The 18,114-nt window shown below is 58.8% G+C and carries 14 protein-coding genes; 7 read left to right on the top strand and 7 right to left on the bottom strand.

Annotation, left to right across the window (positions count from 1 at the left end):
- Positions 1 to 11: 11 nt before the first annotated feature.
- A complete protein-coding gene (locus C7H08_RS03570; RefSeq protein ID WP_106670407.1) occupies positions 12 to 542 on the top strand; it encodes a nucleotidyl transferase family protein in 531 nt (176 codons plus the stop codon).
- On the opposite strand, the gene C7H08_RS03565 is transcribed toward C7H08_RS03570, so the two are convergent.
- Complete coding sequence (locus C7H08_RS03565; RefSeq protein ID WP_227663182.1) at positions 537 to 1,718, bottom strand: MalY/PatB family protein; 1,182 nt, start codon at positions 1,716 to 1,718, stop codon at positions 537 to 539. The genes C7H08_RS03570 and C7H08_RS03565 overlap by 6 nt on opposite strands.
- A gap of 96 nt (positions 1,719 to 1,814) precedes the next feature.
- On the opposite strand from C7H08_RS03565, the gene C7H08_RS03560 reads away from it, so the two are divergent.
- Positions 1,815 to 2,702, top strand: a complete 888-nt coding sequence (locus tag C7H08_RS03560; RefSeq protein WP_106670405.1) for an AEC family transporter — start codon at positions 1,815 to 1,817, stop codon at positions 2,700 to 2,702.
- A gap of 31 nt (positions 2,703 to 2,733) precedes the next feature.
- On the top strand, positions 2,734 to 3,624 hold the full coding sequence (locus C7H08_RS03555) for a prenyltransferase (RefSeq protein WP_106670404.1): 891 nt from the start codon (positions 2,734 to 2,736) through the stop codon (positions 3,622 to 3,624).
- Here C7H08_RS03555 and C7H08_RS03550 read toward each other — a convergent pair.
- A complete protein-coding gene (locus C7H08_RS03550; protein ID WP_106670403.1) occupies positions 3,614 to 5,257 on the bottom strand; it encodes a methyl-accepting chemotaxis protein in 1,644 nt (547 codons plus the stop codon). The genes C7H08_RS03555 and C7H08_RS03550 overlap by 11 nt on opposite strands.
- Positions 5,258 to 5,464: 207 nt before the next feature.
- Between C7H08_RS03550 and C7H08_RS03545 the strand changes: the two genes are divergently transcribed.
- Complete coding sequence (locus C7H08_RS03545; protein ID WP_106670402.1) at positions 5,465 to 7,969, top strand: acyl-CoA dehydrogenase; 2,505 nt, start codon at positions 5,465 to 5,467, stop codon at positions 7,967 to 7,969.
- A gap of 146 nt (positions 7,970 to 8,115) precedes the next feature.
- Here C7H08_RS03545 and C7H08_RS03540 read toward each other — a convergent pair whose 3' ends face one another.
- A complete protein-coding gene (locus C7H08_RS03540; protein WP_106670401.1) occupies positions 8,116 to 9,063 on the bottom strand; it encodes a LysR family transcriptional regulator in 948 nt (315 codons plus the stop codon).
- A gap of 235 nt (positions 9,064 to 9,298) precedes the next feature.
- Between C7H08_RS03540 and C7H08_RS03535 the strand changes: the two genes are divergently transcribed.
- On the top strand, positions 9,299 to 10,222 hold the full coding sequence (locus C7H08_RS03535) for a DMT family transporter (RefSeq protein ID WP_106670400.1): 924 nt from the start codon (positions 9,299 to 9,301) through the stop codon (positions 10,220 to 10,222).
- Here the strand turns inward: C7H08_RS03535 and C7H08_RS03530 are convergent.
- The 4 genes from C7H08_RS03530 to C7H08_RS03515 all read right to left on the bottom strand — a co-directional run bounded on the left by C7H08_RS03530 (position 10,201) and on the right by C7H08_RS03515 (position 14,241).
- Positions 10,201 to 10,776, bottom strand: a complete 576-nt coding sequence (locus C7H08_RS03530) for a gamma-glutamylcyclotransferase (protein WP_106670399.1) — start codon at positions 10,774 to 10,776, stop codon at positions 10,201 to 10,203. The two genes, C7H08_RS03535 and C7H08_RS03530, sit on opposite strands and share 22 nt — an antisense overlap.
- A 35-nt stretch (positions 10,777 to 10,811) precedes the next feature.
- Complete coding sequence (locus tag C7H08_RS03525; protein WP_106670398.1) at positions 10,812 to 11,444, bottom strand: MarC family protein; 633 nt, start codon at positions 11,442 to 11,444, stop codon at positions 10,812 to 10,814.
- 110 nt (positions 11,445 to 11,554) lie between these two features.
- Positions 11,555 to 12,550: a 23S rRNA pseudouridine(2604) synthase RluF gene (gene rluF / locus C7H08_RS03520; protein ID WP_106670497.1), complete on the bottom strand. Its 996-nt coding sequence runs from the start codon at positions 12,548 to 12,550 to the stop codon at positions 11,555 to 11,557.
- Between the two features lie 107 nt (positions 12,551 to 12,657).
- Positions 12,658 to 14,241 carry a flavin-containing monooxygenase gene (locus C7H08_RS03515; RefSeq protein ID WP_106670397.1) on the bottom strand — a complete coding sequence of 528 codons (1,584 nt, stop codon included), beginning with the start codon at positions 14,239 to 14,241 and terminating at the stop codon, positions 12,658 to 12,660.
- 274 nt (positions 14,242 to 14,515) lie between these two features.
- Between C7H08_RS03515 and C7H08_RS03510 the strand changes: the two genes are divergently transcribed.
- Together C7H08_RS03510 and C7H08_RS03505 are read left to right on the top strand one after the other, a co-directional pair.
- On the top strand, positions 14,516 to 15,166 hold the full coding sequence (locus C7H08_RS03510) for a TetR family transcriptional regulator (RefSeq protein WP_106670396.1): 651 nt from the start codon (positions 14,516 to 14,518) through the stop codon (positions 15,164 to 15,166).
- A 104-nt stretch (positions 15,167 to 15,270) separates the two neighbouring features.
- On the top strand, positions 15,271 to 18,111 hold the full coding sequence (locus tag C7H08_RS03505) for a M66 family metalloprotease (RefSeq protein ID WP_106670395.1): 2,841 nt from the start codon (positions 15,271 to 15,273) through the stop codon (positions 18,109 to 18,111).
- The last annotated feature ends 3 nt before the right edge of the window (positions 18,112 to 18,114 follow it).

Below are 18,114 nucleotides of genomic sequence, written 5' to 3'. Positions count from 1 at the left end.
AGGAGATAAACATGATGAAAGCCACTCAAGGGCCAGTCCACAGAATCTTTGGCCTGCTGCTGATCATTCTCGCATTCGGGATGCCTGCGTTAGCGTCTGCAGAAGACTGTGATCCTGAAGACCACACATGGACAGAAACGTTCTACTATCCGGCAGGGTCTGTGGTTTATCACAGCGACAGCTGGTTTGAGTCCCGGGAGGTTCACCAGGGCAAGGAACCCGGCATCAGTTTTGACTGGAAACGCCTGCACACAACACCGGACTGCAGCAGTAACAACGAACAACGCGTGCAGCCTTTTGATGCCGCCGATGCGGATCAGGGCGTAACACGCTCCGGTGATGCCGCCGAGGTTTGTGAACGTCCGGAACAATGGAGATTCGCCGGAACCTACGCCGAAGGCGAGATGGCCAGCCATGGCGGACAAGTCTGGGAAGCGATTGAGGAAACCACAGGCGATATGCCTGGCGTCAAACAGCCGCCTCAGTGGCAACTGGTGGAGGATCACTGCTCCATTCAGCAATCCCAGCAACCAGGGCTATAACGACGCCAGCGCTGCCTCGATCCGGGCAATCACTTCCTCAAGCACGGATCGGGGGCAGCCGATGTTGAGCCGCATAAAGCCGGTTCCCTGCTCGCCGAAAGACCCACCCGGGTTCATACCGACGCCTGCGTCCTTAACGAAAAACGATTTCAATGCTGCGGCGTCCAGCCCGAGTTCACGGCAATCCAGCCACATCAGGTAAGTACCCTCCGGCGCCGACACCCGGATACCCGGCAACCTCGATGCCACCTGTTGCATCACGTAATCCCGGTTACCCTGCAGGTATTGCATCAGTTGATCCAGCCATTCCGCACCATGACGATAACCAGCCTCAAAGCCGGCCACGCTGAACGGATTGCACTGGGGCAGGTGCATGGAATCAAACACCGCCTTCAAGGCCTGGCGCCGTTCCGGATCGGCAATCACCAGCGCAGACAGGCCCAGGCCGGGCATATTAAAGCTCTTGCTCGGTGCCACCGCCATCACCAGGGCATCGTTCGGACCCGCCAGAGTGGCCAGCATCCGGTGCGGTTGTTTGTCGGGGTAGATCAGATCGCAGTGGATTTCGTCAGACACCACCACCAGACCATGGCGGCGGGCAATATCAAGCACGGCGCTCAATTCAGCCTCGGACCAGACCCGGCCCACCGGGTTATGGGGCGAACACAACATCAGGATTCGGGCATTGGCCCGGGATGCACACTGCTCAAGGTGGTCAAGATCCATTCGGTATTGGCCGGTATCGCTATCCTGAAGCAAAGGATTCTCGATCACCTCTCGCCCGGTGTGGCGGACCGAACTGAAAAAAGGCGGGTACACCGGTGGCTGAACAATTACGCCTTCGCCGGGTTGAGCGTAAGCCAGACAAGCGGCATGCAGCGACGGCACCACACCGGGTGCCATCAGTATCGAGTCCCGCTCAATATGCCAGTCATGGCGGACGGCAAACCAGTCGATTATCGACTGATACAGGCTCTCCGGAAACAGGGTGTAGCCATACACCGGGTGCTCGGCCCGGGCTTTGAGCGCGGCGGTCACCGCTTCCGGGGCGGCAAAGTCCATGTCGGCCACCCACACCGGGATGACATCATCACGGCCGAACACCGCCTGGCGGGCATCGAATTTCACGGAACTGGTCTGTTCCCGCATGATCGACTGGTCAAACTCTGTGGCCACAGGCATTCTCCTTCAACGATACCAACTGCTACTTGCTGAATTCTTAAGGTATTGCGAACCTGTGCGCTCTCAGAACGGCCCGCTGCGGAAGCTTTTATGATCGCCCAAATACTGTCCACGATGCTACCGGTGTTCCTGATCGCCGGTTGCGGCGCCCTCTACGGCCGTTACCGAACGCCGGATATCCAGGGCCTGAACATTCTGAACATGGAACTGTTTGTACCCATGTTGGTGTTTGCGGTACTGGCCGACCAGCAAGCGCCCCTGCAAGAGTATGGCGGCTTGGCACTGGCCGCATCGGTGGTGGTGCTGGGCTCCGGCATCGTTCTGTACCCGCTGGCGCGCATTCTGAACCTGAACCTGAAAACCTTCCTGCCGCCCATGATGTTCAACAACTCCGGCAACATGGGCATTCCAGTGCTGGTGTTGGCGTTTGGCGAAGCAGCCCTGCCGGCGGCCATTGTCTTGTTCATCGTGGAAATGCTGCTGCACTTTTCTGTCGGCCTCTACATGCTCGACCCGCACACGTCCATCCTTCGACGCCTGCGCCTGCCCATTGTGTTTGCCAGTATTGCTGGCCTGGCTGTGAATTTCAGCGGCGTGGCCCTGCCCGGCTGGTTGCTGGAAACCCTGAATATGCTGGGGGGCGTATGTATTCCGCTAATGCTGTTTGCCCTGGGTGTGCGCATGCTGGATGTCGATTTCAGCGACTGGAAACTGGGCATGATCGGCGCTATCGCCTGCCCGGTCAGCGGTCTGTTGCTGGCCTGGCCGATGATTGCCCTGCTCGAGCTGCCCGGCCTGCAGGTCGCCAGCCTGTGGGTGTTCGCGGCGCTGCCACCGGCCGTGCTCAATTATATGGTGGCTGAACAATATCAGCAGGAACCCCAAAAGGTAGCGTCACTGGTATTATTGAGCAACCTTGGCAGTCTGGTGGTTATGCCGATTGTCCTCGGACTGGTGTTCGCCGCCGGCTATGTGTGAGCCGCTTTCAAACCACAAGGAAGAATGATTGATGTCTGAAACGATTGCGGTTGTTCGCGCTTCCCGCCCCAATTTTCTGGTTCTCGCCCCTCTGTGCGTAGGGCTGGGTTTAGCCATTGCCTGGCAACAGGGACAATCGCCGGCGCTGCTGGACACCCTGCTGGTATTTGTAGGCGCGGTGCTGGCTCATGCGGCGGTCAATCTGCTGAACGAATACGAAGACTTCACCTCTGGCCTCGATATGATCACCCGGCGCACGCCGTTTTCCGGCGGCAGTGGCGCCCTGCCGGAAGTGCCTTCGGCGGCGCGCGGCGTACTCTGGGCGGGCCTTGGCACACTGGGCCTGGTTATTGCCATCGGCGTGTATTTTCTCTGGCTCCGGGGCCTGCCTATGTTTGTCCTGGGCGCCGCCGGCATCGTTCTGGTGCTCACCTACACCCGCTGGATTACCCGTTCGCCCTGGCTTTGCTTGCTGGCGCCCGGCATCGGCTTTGGTCCGGTCATGGTACTGGGTGCCCTGATCGCTCTGGGTGCGCAACTGGATGCCACCGCCCTTGTTTGCGCCACCGTAGCACTGTTACTGGTCAGTGAACTGTTGCTGATCAACCAAATTCCGGATGCCGACGCCGATCGTAAAATTGGTCGGCGGCATCTGGTGATTACACTCGGGCCGATCACTGCGGCCAGGCTGGTGTCAGCGCTTTTGCTGGCCAGTTATGCATTGGTCATCGCGGCTGTGCTTACCCACATTCTGCCACCGCTGACCCTGCTTGCCCTGCTAACTCTGCCGGGCTCACTCTGGATCAGCCTGAGACTGCCAGGCGCCCTCACCAAACCCGACCAACTCAACCAGATACTCGGCATCAACGTTGCCGTATTGCTGTCTACCCTGGCTTTACTGACTATCGGGCTCAGTTTTTGAGCTGAAACACACTGACCCGGGAGCGCAGCTGACCGGCCAGGACCGCCAGATCGCGGCTTGACGCCGCTACCTGATCAGACCCGGCCGAGGTTTCCAGGGTACCATCGTGAATCCGGGCGATGTTCCGGTTCACTTCCTCAGCCACGGCACTCTGCTCTTCCGCAGCGCTGGCAATCTGAGCGTTCATGTCATTGATAGACGCGACTTCTTCGCGAATCTTCACCAACGCGGTCTGGGCTTCCGCGGTCTTCTCGACCGTCACCCGGGCCCGCTCACGGCTGCGCTGCATTTCACTGGCGGCCTCACCGGCCCCCGCCTGCAACCGGCCGATCATGTCCTGAATCTCACGAGTGGAATCCTGAGTACGAGACGCCAGCGAACGCACCTCATCGGCCACCACCGCAAAGCCACGGCCGTGAGTACCGGCACGAGCGGCCTCAATGGCGGCGTTCAGAGCCAGCAGATTGGTCTGTTCGGCAATGCTGCTAATCACTTCAATGATCTTCTCGATGTTACTGCTGTCTTGGGAAACCCGATTGACCGAGGCGGCTGCCTCTTCGAGTTTGTCCGCCAGCTCCGTGATCGACGTGGCGGTTTGCTGCACCACCTGATTACCGGTTTCTACCTCGGCATCCGCTTTACGGGTCGCCGTTGCCGCACTGGCCGCGTAACCGGCCACTTCGTTGACCGTCGCCGCCATCTGATTGACCGCAGCGGCCATCTGTTCCGCCTCAGCCGCCTGCATCCGGATCTGTTTGCTGTTGTTGTCTGAGGTGCTCTCTAATTGAGTGGAAGCCGACGACAGCTCTTCCGAGGCCGACCGAACCTCACTGATAATGCCGGTCAACTGCTCAATGGTATCCACCAGTGCACCCATCACGCTCTCCGGGTAACGGGTGGTCAGGGTTTGATCCAGCTGGCCATCTGCAAGGTTCCGGATTACGCCTGCCACTTCTTCCGGCTCCGCGCCGAGAATGCGCTTGAGTTTGCGAATAATCACCAGGGCGATTATAACGCTGAACAGCACTGCAAAACCGGTAATCGAGAGAATCGTGATATTGAAGCCACTGGCAGCGGCGCGCACTTCGTCCAGGTCGGAAGCCACCGAGTTTTCCTGATAATTGATAAAGGCGTTCACACGACCGAGCCACTCGCTGTAGGCAGGGGATACCTGCTCGAGTAAAAACTGCCGGCTCTGCTCCGGGTTATTCGCCCGTCGTAACTCCAGCAGCTCGGCGGTCAGCGCCAGCGTTCTCTGCTCGATTGCCTCGATCGCGCCCAGCAACCGCCGCTCCTGATCGGTTGCACCCTGGTCACGAAACATCTGCGCCATGTCGGCCGCGTTATCCCGATACATAACCACCAGGTCATCGATAATCCGTAGTTGTTCACGGAGCGCGGAATCACTGTTGACCAAAACCACGTCCCGCACGGCAATCGCCCGGTCATGAACGCTGCCACGGAAATTGATGGCGTAACGTTGTTTGAGCGATGCGCCTTCGTTAACCGAAGTCAGGGTTCTGTCGATGAAACCGACCTGATTATTACCAACCACACTGATCAATACCATTAACGATACGATCAGCCCGAACCCCAACGCCAGGCGCTTTGCTACAGTGAACGGACCCATCATGACAACACTCCAGATATTTGTTTCGTGGCAAGGATTACGATTAATAGAAAGAATGGATTTATTTGTTTTGAAAGATTTTGTGAATGATTCATCAAACAATGTCTCATGGCTTGGTTCAAACCCGTGTTTTGCTTGCAACTGCATAAACTTTGGCCGATGGTTAGAAGCAAATCTGCCTGATGTAATGAGTGATATGGAGGTCTGCCTATGAGCGTTCTGCTTCTTGTGATCAGTGCCCTGGTATTGATTTATTTCAGCATTGGCGGCAAAACCGCTGCCATCGTGATGTCCGTCGCTACCCTGATAGGCGTGGTACAGGACGACTGGCATATCCTGAGTTTTCTGATTGGTGGCGTGCTGCTGGCACTGGCGCTGCTGATCACCCTGCCGGGCGACCTGCGCCTGGACAAGTTAAGCCGCCCACTGCTCGGCTGGGTTAGGGGCCGCCTGCCCAAACTGTCAGACACCGAAGCCGAAGCCCTGAAATCCGGCTCCGTGGACTGGGATGGCGAGCTGTTCTCCGGCAAACCGGAATGGGACAAGCTGCTGGATGCGGCGCCGGCTCATTTAACCAGCGAAGAGCAGGCGTTCCTGGACGGCCCGGTGGAACAGCTCTGCAAGATGCTGGACGACTGGAAGATCACCCACGAAGACTACGACCTGCCGGACAAGGTGTGGAAATTCATCCGCAGCAAGGGTTTCTTCGGCCTGGTCATTCCCAAAGAAGACGGCGGCCTGGGCTTCTCCAACACCGCCCATTCCGAAATCGTGATGAAGATATCCACCCGCAGTGTCTCCGCGGCGGTCACCGTGATGGTGCCCAACTCTCTGGGCCCGGGCGAACTGCTGATGCACTACGGCACCGACCAGCAAAAGCAGCATTACCTGCCCCGGCTGGCTGGTGGTGACGAGGTGCCCTGCTTTGCCCTGACCTCCCCGGTAGCCGGCTCCGATGCCGGCGCCATTCCGGATAAAGGCATCGTCTGCAAAGGCCAGTGGAACGGTCAGGAAGTGATGGGTCTGAAAGTGACCTGGAACAAGCGTTACATCACTCTGGCGCCGGTCGCCACGCTGATTGGCCTCGCCATCAAGGTCTATGATCCGGACCACCTGCTCGGTGAACAGGATGACATCGGCGTGACCTGTGTGCTGGTGCCTCGCGACACCGACGGCGTGAACGCCGGCGCCCGCCACTTGCCGATGAACACGGTATTCATGAACGGCCCGACCTGGGGCACCGAGGTGTTCATTCCCATGGACCAGGTCATCGGCGGCCAGGACATGCTCGGCCGGGGCTGGACCATGCTGCTGGAATGCCTCTCCATCGGCCGCTCCATCTCTCTGCCCGCGCTGGGCACCGGCGCCGGCAAACTGGCCAGCCTGGCCACCGGTTCCTATGCCTATACCCGGGAACAATTCGGCCGCTCCATCAGCCAGTTTGAAGGCGTACAGGAAGCCCTGGAGCCCATCGCCGGCTATACCTACATGATGGACGCCGCGCGCCTGCTCACCGTCGGCATGCTGGACCGGGGCGTGCGCCCGGCGGTGCCCTCCGCCGTGCTGAAATACCGCAACACCGACCTGATGCGCGAAGTGATCAACCACGCCATGGATGTGGTGGCCGGCCGCGGCGTCATCACCGGCCCCCGCAACTTCCTGGCCCGGGCCTATCAGGCGGTGCCTATCGGCATCACCGTGGAAGGCGCCAACATTCTGACCCGCAGCCTGATGATCTTCGGCCAGGGCTCAATCCGTTGCCATCCGTTTATTGTCGAGGAAATCGAAGCGGCAGGCATGGAAGACCAGGACAAGGCTGCGAAGAAGTTTGACGGCATCTTCTACCGCCATCTGGCCCACACCACCCGCAACGCCCTGAGGGCGTTTGTGTTGGGCCTGAGCAAAGGCTGGCTGGAGACGGCACCACGGCATGGCGAGATCCAGACCTACTACCGTCAGCTGGGCCGGTTCTCGGCAGCTTTTGCCTTGATGACAGACGTAACCCTGCTCACCGTTGGCGGCGGCCTGAAAGCCCGTCAACGCCTGTCTGGCCGGATGGCGGACTGTCTGGTGCATCTATATTACGCCACCGCAGTGATCAAACAGTGGCACGAAGAGGGCTACCCGGAAGACCAGCGGGATCTGGTGGAATGGAGTTTGCAAACCTGCCTGCACGACCTGCAGGATTCCATGCGTGAGGCGATCATCAACTTCCCGGTGCCGGCTCTGCGCTGGCCACTGCGGTTGCTGGTGTTCCCGCTCGGCGCCACCGGCCTGAACGGCCCGGATGATCGACTGGGTGCGCGGGTAGCGGCGACGATCGTGGAGGACAAGCCGGTGCGCGAGCGGGTCAGTCGCGGCACGTTCGTGAATCCGGACCCTGAAGATTCGCTGGGCCGGGTACTGAATGCCTATAAGCTGGCCCATGAGACTGCAGAGGTGCGCCATCGCTTGCACGATGCAATTCGTAACCGTGACGAGGATGAGTTGGGCGGCATTGACTTGCTAATGGGCCATCAGCGCAAGGAGCTGGTGGACTGGGCCTGTGCCCAGGGCATCGTCAAGGCCGACGAGTGTCCGAAACTGGAGGAGGCGCTGACCGCGCTGTACGATGTCATCCGGGTCGATGCCTTCGATGCCGATGGCCTGAAAGCGCTGGCCAAGGGTGCCAAAGGCAAGCGCAAGGTTGTCGAGAGGCCTGGTTCGGACTCCTAGCCGTCTGGTTTTGTGCTCGTGAGGGTGTGTGGGGCTCCTGTCCGGAAATTTGCGGAGCCATGGATGGCGGAGCAGAAGCGCCCAGGGATGGCTCGAGCGTTTTCCGGACAGGAGCCCCGCACTACTCACTCCACCAAACTATCAGGCTACTCACCACGAAGCCCCCCACGAATCGCCTCGTCCACCAACCACCGCCGCAAAGTCTGAATGCCACGTTCCTGCCGACGGCTGGTCTTCCAGGCGAAGTAGAACTTGTCACCAGTCACCACCGAGTGGGTGGGCAACCGGACAAAATCCTCCGAATCCTTCCGGGTACTCAACATGTAATCGTTGGTCAGGGCAATGCCCTGATGAAACCGCGCCGCCTCCAGCGCCAACAGCATGTGACTGAAGTGCTGAACCCGGGCACCCGGCGGCAAGGGCGCGTTCACATCCCGATACCACGCCTGCCAGTCGCCGGCGGCTTTATCGAAGATGCTGTGGGTCGATAACAGCGGAAAGCGCGCAACGTCCTCCGGCGACAGCGGCTTTTCGCCCCACCCTTCCGGCTCCACATCCCGGCCCAACTCCCGGCGGATGCGTTGCCAGTAATCCTGACTGCACACCGGAAACAGCCGCTCGGTATACAACAGCTCATAGCTGTAAGCCGGGGGCGCGGTGTGGATGGTGATAAAGCAATCCGCCACCCGATCCGACAACACCGGGTTCTCACTGCTCATCTCCAGCGCCAGATCAATCTGGGGATGCAACCGCTGCAACTCCGGCAACCGTGGCACCAGCCAGCGCACCGCGAACGAGCTGAACACCGACAACCGAATCCGCGACTCCTCATGCCCCAGCAACTGCTCACTGGCCCGTTCAATCTGCATCAGCGCGGTGCCGATGGCATCAAAATACTGCCGGCCTTCATCGGTTAGCGTCACCGTCCGGCCGGAACGCCAGAACAGCCGCTCGCCCAGATAGGTTTCCAGCTGTTTGATCTGGTGGCTCACCGCACTCTGGGTGATGGCCAGTTCTTCAGCGGCCTGGGAAAAACTGTTCAGCCGGGCGACGGCTTCAAACACAGGCAGGGCTTTGAGGGGGGGCAGTCTCATTATCTATTTTTCTAATAGTGGGTGAATAATGATCATTTTATCGGATAGTTAAGCACAGATAGACTCCCACTCACAGCTTAAGGAGATGCTTGGCCAGGTTGCTTCCGAAAATGCTTGGAGCCATGGATGGCGGAAAGCAAGCGTACATGGATGTACTCGCAGCGGTTTTCGGAAGCAACCTGGCCAGGCATCTCTTGCACCGAAGCCAGAGACAAGCAACAACAGGAGCAAAGAAGTGTCAGGCAAAACCATCAACAGCGCGATCCTTTTGCTGGTCATCGGCAACGCCATGGCCCTGATCTCGGACGTCTTCATCAAACTCCTTGAACCCGATGCCCCGGTGTTCCAGTTTGCCTTGCTGCGCTGCGTCATCACCCTGGCCCTGCTGCTGCCCCTGGCCAAACAACTCGATCGCCAGAACCTGTTCAGCGGCTTCAAAGTCCACGCCCTGCGCGCCCACATTCACTTGGCGGGCATGGTGTGCATGGTCATCGCCCTCACCAACCTGCACCTGGCCACTGCCAACGCCATTTTCTACGCCGCCCCCATCCTGGTCATGGTGCTGTCTGTGTTCCTGTTCCGCGAAAAACTCACGCCTTTGAGCGTGATCGCGGTGTTCAGCGGCTTCACCGGCATCATCGTCATCCTGCGGCCCGTCGAATTCAACTGGGCAGCCATAGCTGCACTGGGTTCGGCCTTTGCCCTCGCCATCAACGCCGTCATGGTGCGCCAGCTGCCCAAACACCAGAGCACCGTGCACAAACTGTTTCTGAACTACGTGTTGATTGTGCCGGCCGCCGCGGCGCTAGCCTGGTGGGAGGGCGCCAGCTGGAGCCCGCAACTGCTGTTCAGCGCCGCCGGCTCAGCCCTGTTCATCCTGGGTTACAACATCACCGTATTGCTGGCGTACCGGCAAGTGGCGGCTAACCAGGTTACCAGCGCCGAATACACCGGGCTGATCTGGGCCGTCGCCATTGGCTGGATCTGGTTTGGCGAGGTGCCGGATTTATGGTTCCTGGCCGGCAGCCTGATGATCGTGGTGCCGCTGGTGCTGATTGGCCTGCACCACCGCCGCCGTTCACCGGCGAGGGGCTTTAACCCCGCCACCCGGGAATATCCGGAACACCGGAAAGTCCGTCAACTACCCGTTGATGCCTGAGTTTTCAGGTAGGTCTCAATGGAAAAGGTATGGGTGCAGTCATCGCCCAGCGCTCTGAGCGATTCCGCCAAGCGCAGAAGATAGTCGGAATTGGGGCCGCTGGGGCCAGAGGCCAGGGCAATCTGGCGGGCAATGTCCGCTTCCGGCGCCTCGCCCAGAAACGCCTCGTTGTCCTCGGTGGCGATATACACCAGGCCGTCGGCATGACTGCCGTCGTCAAAGGTCATCCGGGTGCTGAAACGCAGGTAGCCGTTCTTTTCCCGCACATCCAGATACTCGAACACCTTGGGCGACACCCGGAACGCCATGCCCCTGCACACTGCGCCGGGCTGCTCGATCAGCGTCACCACCCGGCCCGGCGCCTCCGGTGTGCCCCGGTGATCGTGGGAGCCCTGCCAGAACCGCCGGGCCCAGCCGCGAATCGCCGCCGGCCGCTGCTCCAGAAACGGGAAATCCACCTTGTAGATCAGCGAGCCGTAACCAAACAACCAGATGGCGTCGATGCCCTCGAAGTTGAACCGGCTGCGGTTGTGCTCAATGGTGTTGGCGGGCATAGGTATCCTGGTGGCAAACCGAAAACCGGATTCTGTCAGGCGCCCTGGGTGCTTGCAACAAAGCCGGCGATGCCGGTCAGCACTATTTCTGCGGCCATGGCGGAGAGGATCAGGCCACTGATCTTGGACATGATGTTCAGGCCAGTGGTACCCAGCACTTTTTCCAGGTAGCTCGACAACCGCAGCAACACCGCCAGGATCAGCAGGCCCGACATCAGCCCCAACAAACCGCCAGCCACTTCGTGCACGGCTTTCAATTCCGCGCCGTACACCATGATGGCACCGATGGTAGCCGGGCCGATCATCACCGGAATGGCCAGGGGCACCACGGCAATGTCATCGCGATCTTCTTCCGGCAAGCCGGTGGCGTGGTTGCGGGTGCCGCTGGTGACCAGGCTGATCGCGGTCAGGAACAGCAGGCTGCCGGCACCAATCCGGAAGGAATTCAGGGTAATGCCGATGGCGCCGAACAGCAGCGGACCGGCGAAGAACAGCACCACACCCAGAATGAACGCCGAAACACAGGCCCGGCGGATGATCGACGCTTTCTCGGCGGCCGGCTGGCCGCGGGTAAGCGCCAGGAACATGGTGACCACAAAAAACGGTGCCAGCAGGAACAGAAAACGGATGGTACTGCTGAGGTAAGTGGCGAAAAACGTGTCGAGCATTCGGGCAAATCCGGCAATGAATTATGGCCGGTGAGCATAGCGCCTTCGGGCCGGTCATGCCGTAAGGAAGAGGACCTATTTACCGCAAAAACAAACGCCTGCAGTTTCGACTAACGCTTGATGGAAGGCTTACGCGATTTCGACGGTTTGCCCTTTGGGCCGCCCGGCCGACCACCCGGTTTCGGACCACCACCGGCTTTACCTGCTGGCCGGCCTGGCCGCTTTCCGACCCCCACCGCTCCGGACCCTTTACCTTTACCCTGTCCCTTACCCGGACCTTTGCCGCCGCGCCCGGCCGCCGGTTTGCCGCCAGCGCCCTGACGGGGGCCTTGCTTATTCCCTGGCTTTTTACGGGGCTTGCCTGCGGGCGCCTCCGCAGCCTCGGAGGACGAATCACGGATCGCATCGAACAGCGTGGCCAGTTCCTGTTCGTTCAGATCGCGCCAGGCTCCCACTGGCAGTCCGCGCAGGCTGACATTCATGATCCGCACCCGCTCCAGTTTGGTCACTTCATAGCCAAAATACTCAGCCATACGCCGGATCTGCCGGTTCAGGCCCTGTACCAGGATAATGCGGAAGACAAAACGAGACACCTGCTCCACCTGGCAGGGCTTGGTCACCGTGCCAAGAATCGGCACGCCGTTGCTCATGCCCGCAACAAATTCCTTCGTCACTGGTTTGTCGACGGTGACCAGATATTCCTTTTCATGATTATTGCCGGCCCGCAGGATCTTGTTCACCAGATCGCCGTTGCTGGTAAGAAAAATCAGCCCCTGGGAATCTTTATCCAGACGGCCAATGGGGAAAATCCGCTCGCTGTGGCCGACAAACCGCTGGATGTTGTCCTTCTCTGCGCTGTCGGTGGTGCTGACCACCCCCACCGGTTTGTTCAGGGCGATGAAGATCAGATCCTCCTCATCCCGCGGCTCTACCAACTGGCCGTTCACCTTGACGGTGTCGCCGGGCAGCACCTGATCACCGACCTGAGCCCGCTGGCCGTTAATGTGGACATTACCCTGCTCGATGTAGCGGTCTGCATCCCGCCGGGAACACATCCCGCTCTCGCTGATGTATTTGTTCAAACGGGTGGATGTCCTGGTGACCATGAAGCCCTGCCGGATGCGGATGATGAATGGATAGCGCACTAGCTGCACAAAACGATCCGGGCATCATCCCATCGGTATGCGGTTACGGCAACCGCCGGGCCGGCGGTTTAACCCGCCAGCGCCGCTTCACCCCCCTGCTCCATCACCTCCGTTTGCTCACAAAGGTACTGCGGGGCATCAAAATGTTTGGTCTGCTGACGGAACTGCCAGGTGAAGCCCGGCCACAGGGTGGTGTTCTTGCCGTTTTCGTTGACGTACCAGCTCTTACAGCCGGTTTGCCACACCGAATCCCCCAGTTTGGCGTGGATCGATGCGTTGTACTGACTGTAAGCGTCTTCTTTTACTTCCACGCTCTTCCAGCCGCGATGCTGCATCTTCTTCAGGGCGTCAAGCACGTACTGCACCTGAGATTCGATCATGTACACCATGGAACTGTGGCCCAGGCCGGTGTTTGGTCCCATCAGCATGAAGAAGTTGGGGAAACCGGCAACCGTGGTGCCTTTATAGGCTTCCGCGCCTTCACGCCAGGCATCCAGCAGATCCTGGCCACCACGGCCAAAGATCATGCCACGGGGAATCGGCTCCTGGGCCTTGAAGCCAGTGCCGTAGACAATGCAGTCCACGGCTCTTTCGGTGCCCTTACTATCCACAATGGTGTTGCCTTTCACTTCCCGGATGCCGTCAGTGAGCACATCCACATGATTCTGATCCAGCGCCGGGTAGTAATTGTTGGAGATCAATACCCGTTTGCAGCCAAAGTGGAAATCCGGCGTTACCTTTGCTCGCAGTTCCTTGTCCTTGATCTGGCTGCGAATATGGCGGCGGGCCTGCAGTTCACCGATTTTCAGAATGCGCGGATTGCCGACAAAGCCCAGCACCCGGGCTTCCAGCGTCCAGTAGATACTCTGGCGAAAGGCGTTCAACGCTTGCGGCACTTTTTTGAACAGCATCCGCTCCAGCGGGCGGATCTCCCGGTCCGGCTTGGGCATAATCCAGGGCGGTGTACGCTGGTACAGATCCAGCTGCGCTGCGTCTTTGGCGATCTCCGGCACAAACTGGATGGCCGAAGCTCCGGTGCCGATCACAGCAACGCGTTTACCGCGGAAATCGTAATCGTGGTCCCAGTTCTGGGAATGGAAACGGGTGCCGGTAAAGCTGTCGATGCCTTTGATGTCCGGGTAGGCCGGGGTACTCAAGCCGCCCATGCCGGACACCAGAATGTCCGCACGCAGTTTTTGGAACTTTGGCAGGGTTTTGTCACTGCGGTCCAGGCTATCTCCCGGTTTGACGCCATTCTGTTCCATCCAGGCCCAGAGTTGTGGGCTGTCGCAGGTGTCGATGGTCCAGGCGGATTTTTTCTCATCCCAGCGGGCACCGGCAACGTGGGTATTGAGCTGGATGTGCTTCATCAGTCCGTATTTTTCAGCGCAGTGGCGCAGGTAGGCCTTGATTTCCGGCTGAGGGGCGAACATTCGGGTCCAGTTGGGATTCTGCTCGAAGGAGAAGGAGTAAAGCGCAGACTGAACGTCGCAAGCGCAGCCGGGGTAGTGGTTTTCGTGCCAGGTGCCGCCGATGTCGTCGCTTTGTTCCAGGATAACAAAATCGTGAAAACCAGCTTCTTTGAGTTTGATGGCCATGCCGAGGCCGGAGAAGCCGGTGCCGATGATGGCGATCTGTGCGGTTTGTGTCATTGCTGCACTCCTGTGTGGCCCATTCGGGCTTGTCTGTTGTTGTGCGAGTGGTCATCATGACCGGTAGACACATGTATACCCTTGGGCGTAGACACTTGTATACTAAGGTTCGGGCGATTGGCCTTGGGTGACAGGTTGTTGTCCCCTTTGGCCTCTGGCTTCGGTGGCGGCTTGTTTTGGGCTGGGCTTTCCAAACCAACGTGCAAACTCAAGGTGACGGCCGTCTCCCAAATCACGAAACAGAGTGGCCCTGCACCGAAATTAGAGGATCAATGTGAAAGCACTAGCCGGCGGAAAGCTGAAACTGGTACAGGCTGCATTGCGGCTGATCACGGAAACGCGGAGCCTGACGTCATTAGGGCTGCGGGAGCTTGCCCGTGAGGCGGGGCTGAATCCGAATACCTTTTACCGGCACTTCAAGAACCTGGATGAATTCGGGCTGCAGGTGCTCGGGTATATTGCCGAAGACATGAAGGCCGGTGTGCGACAGCTTCGGCAAATGGCGGACAGTTCGGAACAGGCCTCCCACGACACCGTGACCTTTGTGTACCACTACTTCCTTGCTAACCCGGCGGCGACCACTGTTGCGGTCCGGGAGCTGCACGGGCCATCACCGCTGCTACGCCGGGCTCTTGAGGCGCAGCTCAATGCCAGTGCCCGGGAGATGGCGGAGGACATTATCGAGCGCGGGCTGGTACCGGGGGTGGAGGATCTGGTCGTGCATGAGATTTCTCACATGACCATTCGCTACATCCTGTTTCGGGCCATGGACTACATCGAAAGGCCGGAACAACGAGAGCGGGTTCAGCAGGAGACGGAGCGGTTTATCAACCGGCAGTTTCGGGGGGCACTGGTCGAAAACTTCTCCGAGGAGGAGGTGCTCAACGTGTTGTCAAAGACGACACCTTCCGGACCACCGTTGTGAACACCGACACAACGTACAATAAGTAACAGATTATTGCTTATTACCGTATGGAGTCTGCGACTAGTCTTCCCACTTGACCAAAAAGGAACAAGGAAGACATTGAAATGTCTAGAAAATTGTCGTTTGTGCTGGTTTCAGGGCTGATTCTTTCTGGCTGTGGTGGCTCCAGTTCAGACTCTGAAACCACCAACACCGTGACAATTACCAATGCCCCGTTACCGGCCGTAGCCAGCCTGCCCTATGAATACCAACCGTTGATTTCTGACAACGCCCCGGGCAAACGCTTCCAGGCGTCGGGCTTGCCCGGGTGGGCAACGTTGGACGAACAACGGGGGATCATTAGCGGAATGCCGGATGCCGACGATGTGACCGCACATCACCCGTTCCAACTTTCGGTAACAGTGAACAACCAGACCCATCGCTATGATCAGGCTCTCTCGGTACTTCCTACGAGTCAGGTTCTAACCCGTAAGGCGCTGGATTTTCGCGCTACCAATTATGACGGCACCCCTCGCCCTGTCCGCAACGATCTGAGCACCGGCGACCTCTCAGGCGAGGTGGTGTTCGCCCAGTCCCACACGGTAATGCCCAACGGCAACTTCCAGCAGGATTCAGGCGATGAAACGCGAAGTGTCTACAAACCACGATTAGTGGCACTGCGCGAAGCGCTCCTGATGTTCACACCTGATATAACAGACACCCCGGTGACCGTCGATGTTGAATTATCTATCCATGGCGAGCCCAGCGGCCGTTACCGGATGTCTCACCCAAACGATCTGCCCGCATCTGATCACGAAGGCCGCCACCGGGTGGAATATTCCACCCGAGCCTGGAGTCTCAGGCTGCCTTGGGACAAAGTTCGGAACGGATTGTCCATAAGCTTCATCGTCAACCAGGGTGCTCCAGAGGAAAAACAAGGCATCTTACCTGCCTCACAGATCGATATCGGTGAAGCCAGCCAGATCGTGTTCCAGTCACTCAGGCTGGGCATGCTCACGCATGTCGAGGACAGAACCGGTCACTTCACCTTGCGTGATCCGGTGCTGGCGGCGACGGATTACTTCCAGACACTGCCGGTCTCGCGCATGGTCATGGCCAGTTACGCGGATATGGAGCTTGACCGGGTCATTATCGGCAACGGTAAGATCTACACCGATGTCAGTGACACCGAAGGCGGTATCTACGAAGGAGATATGCGCGAGAACGTCGCCAAGTCCCAGGTTAGCGTGGGCATCAACCAGGCGAACTATGGCCTCACCAGCAGCAATATGCGCCAGCAGTACGCGCATGTGTTCAAGCAGATTACCAATCACCATGCCTGGGGCAACTATCAAAACGGACGGGTGGACCATGGGCTCAGTGGCGGTAATGGCATTGGCACCCTGTTGAGCAGTCGTGGCAACGAAGCCAGCCATGAATGGGGCCATGCCTATGGGCTAGGTCACTATCCGGGCGCCAATCTGACTGAAGACGGCCGTTGGCAACGGCACCATGCAGACAGTGGCTGGGGCTTTATCGCCCATCGAGGTCGCATGCGGGACAACCTTGCCCATAACAACTGGGCAACAGAAGACATGCCGAACGGATCCCACTACCTGGGTCGGATTCCCTATCGCTACGACTCCATGTCTGGTGGCAGCGGTGGCAATCGCTTCTCTGAATACACCCATTACACCGGCTTTTCCGCAAGGGTCATCCAGAACGATCTGGCCCGGTTCCCGATTCCGGATACCGGGTTTGCAACCGGCTACAAGAAATGGAACACCGAAACCGGTCAGTACGACACCCATGAGTTTGCCGCCAATGCCCGGTTCCCCGCCCCCCGAAACGTAGGCGTGCCGGTCGCAACCCTGCTCGGTGGTTACGACCCAGACGGCACCAATGCCGTTATCTACCCGGTTTTCCACGGCAATTACGGCAACATTTTCGACCTTCCAGAACCAGCCGCGACCGGAAATGCCTGCTGGATAACCGCAAGCAATGCCCAGAGCGAACAGAAACGAATGGCCGTGGCGGAAGCACGTCATCAAAGCGGAACCATCAACCAGTTCCACATCAACCTGGAGGCCAGTTTCCGACCCACCCTCGCTAGCCTGCACTGTCGGCGTGACGGCGTCGAAATCGAACTCACACGGACCACATTCAACGGCGAGACTCCCGAGCTTCCGCCTGTTGCCATTGTTGGACAGCAGCACGGTTTCGTTCAACTCAAAGCACGGGACACGGCGAGCCTGAATCAACGACTGGGTGAACTCGCAACAGACGCGTTTCCTGTACCAGACAGTGACACCCGGATTCTTCTCGATAGCTATTCAAATGAGCAACTCGAAAACGGACTGGACGTGGTCGCCGGGGCGGTTCTGGATAAGCTTGTGCAGCAAAAGTTGCAGGTGAGACAGGCTCGCGCACTGGTTCAAAAACTTGAGAGTGAGAACGTCAACCCGCCGAGCATTCGGGAGGCATTGACCGACCTGCTGATGGCCTCGGGCTTTATCAGAGAAACCAGCGACATTGAACTGAACGGGAGCCTACTGAGCACATCCGGTGGGCACCGATTATCATCCACACTGGACCCCAACGGTCATCTTGTCGTGGTGACAAGCGCCAACGGTCAGCCCGAGGCTGCCGATTGGTTGATGTCTGCACGCGGTAGTTTGCACCCGGCCGACCAGCCCTGGAATTGCCTGGCGCCCTCGGCTGGACGACTGACCCTGGCGAGCTGTGACCCGAATCAGGCCAATCAGCAATGGAGCCATCAGAACAACGAAAGCCTTCGCAATGCTGGAACGGGTCAATGCATTGACTACGCGTTCAATAGCGGTGCCGCTGTCATGTATGGCTGCCACAACAACTGGAATCAGAAATGGCAGACGGTTACCACCACCGACAGCCCGGTGCTGGCCTCTCTGCCTGGCAAAGTCCTGACAGCCCTGTATCAGAACTGACGA

Origin of the sequence: Marinobacter halophilus (genome assembly GCF_003007685.1) — a bacterium.
Lineage (GTDB): Bacteria > Pseudomonadota > Gammaproteobacteria > Pseudomonadales > Oleiphilaceae > Marinobacter > Marinobacter halophilus.
Note: the sequence above shows the minus strand (reverse complement) of the source record. Positions and strands in the feature narration are given on the sequence as shown.

Coding starts and splice junctions, on each gene's coding strand:
- C7H08_RS03570 (WP_106670407.1), top strand. CDS start 12: ATGATGAAAGCCACTCAAGGGCCAGTCCACAGAATCTTTGGCCTGCTG.
- C7H08_RS03560 (WP_106670405.1), top strand. CDS start 1,815: ATGATCGCCCAAATACTGTCCACGATGCTACCGGTGTTCCTGATCGCC.
- C7H08_RS03555 (WP_106670404.1), top strand. CDS start 2,734: ATGTCTGAAACGATTGCGGTTGTTCGCGCTTCCCGCCCCAATTTTCTG.
- C7H08_RS03550 (WP_106670403.1), bottom strand. CDS start 5,257: ATGATGGGTCCGTTCACTGTAGCAAAGCGCCTGGCGTTGGGGTTCGGG.
- C7H08_RS03545 (WP_106670402.1), top strand. CDS start 5,465: ATGAGCGTTCTGCTTCTTGTGATCAGTGCCCTGGTATTGATTTATTTC.
- C7H08_RS03540 (WP_106670401.1), bottom strand. CDS start 9,063: ATGAGACTGCCCCCCCTCAAAGCCCTGCCTGTGTTTGAAGCCGTCGCC.
- C7H08_RS03530 (WP_106670399.1), bottom strand. CDS start 10,776: ATGCCCGCCAACACCATTGAGCACAACCGCAGCCGGTTCAACTTCGAG.
- C7H08_RS03525 (WP_106670398.1), bottom strand. CDS start 11,444: ATGCTCGACACGTTTTTCGCCACTTACCTCAGCAGTACCATCCGTTTT.
- rluF (WP_106670497.1), bottom strand. CDS start 12,550: ATGGTCACCAGGACATCCACCCGTTTGAACAAATACATCAGCGAGAGC.
- C7H08_RS03515 (WP_106670397.1), bottom strand. CDS start 14,241: ATGACACAAACCGCACAGATCGCCATCATCGGCACCGGCTTCTCCGGC.
- C7H08_RS03505 (WP_106670395.1), top strand. CDS start 15,271: ATGTCTAGAAAATTGTCGTTTGTGCTGGTTTCAGGGCTGATTCTTTCT.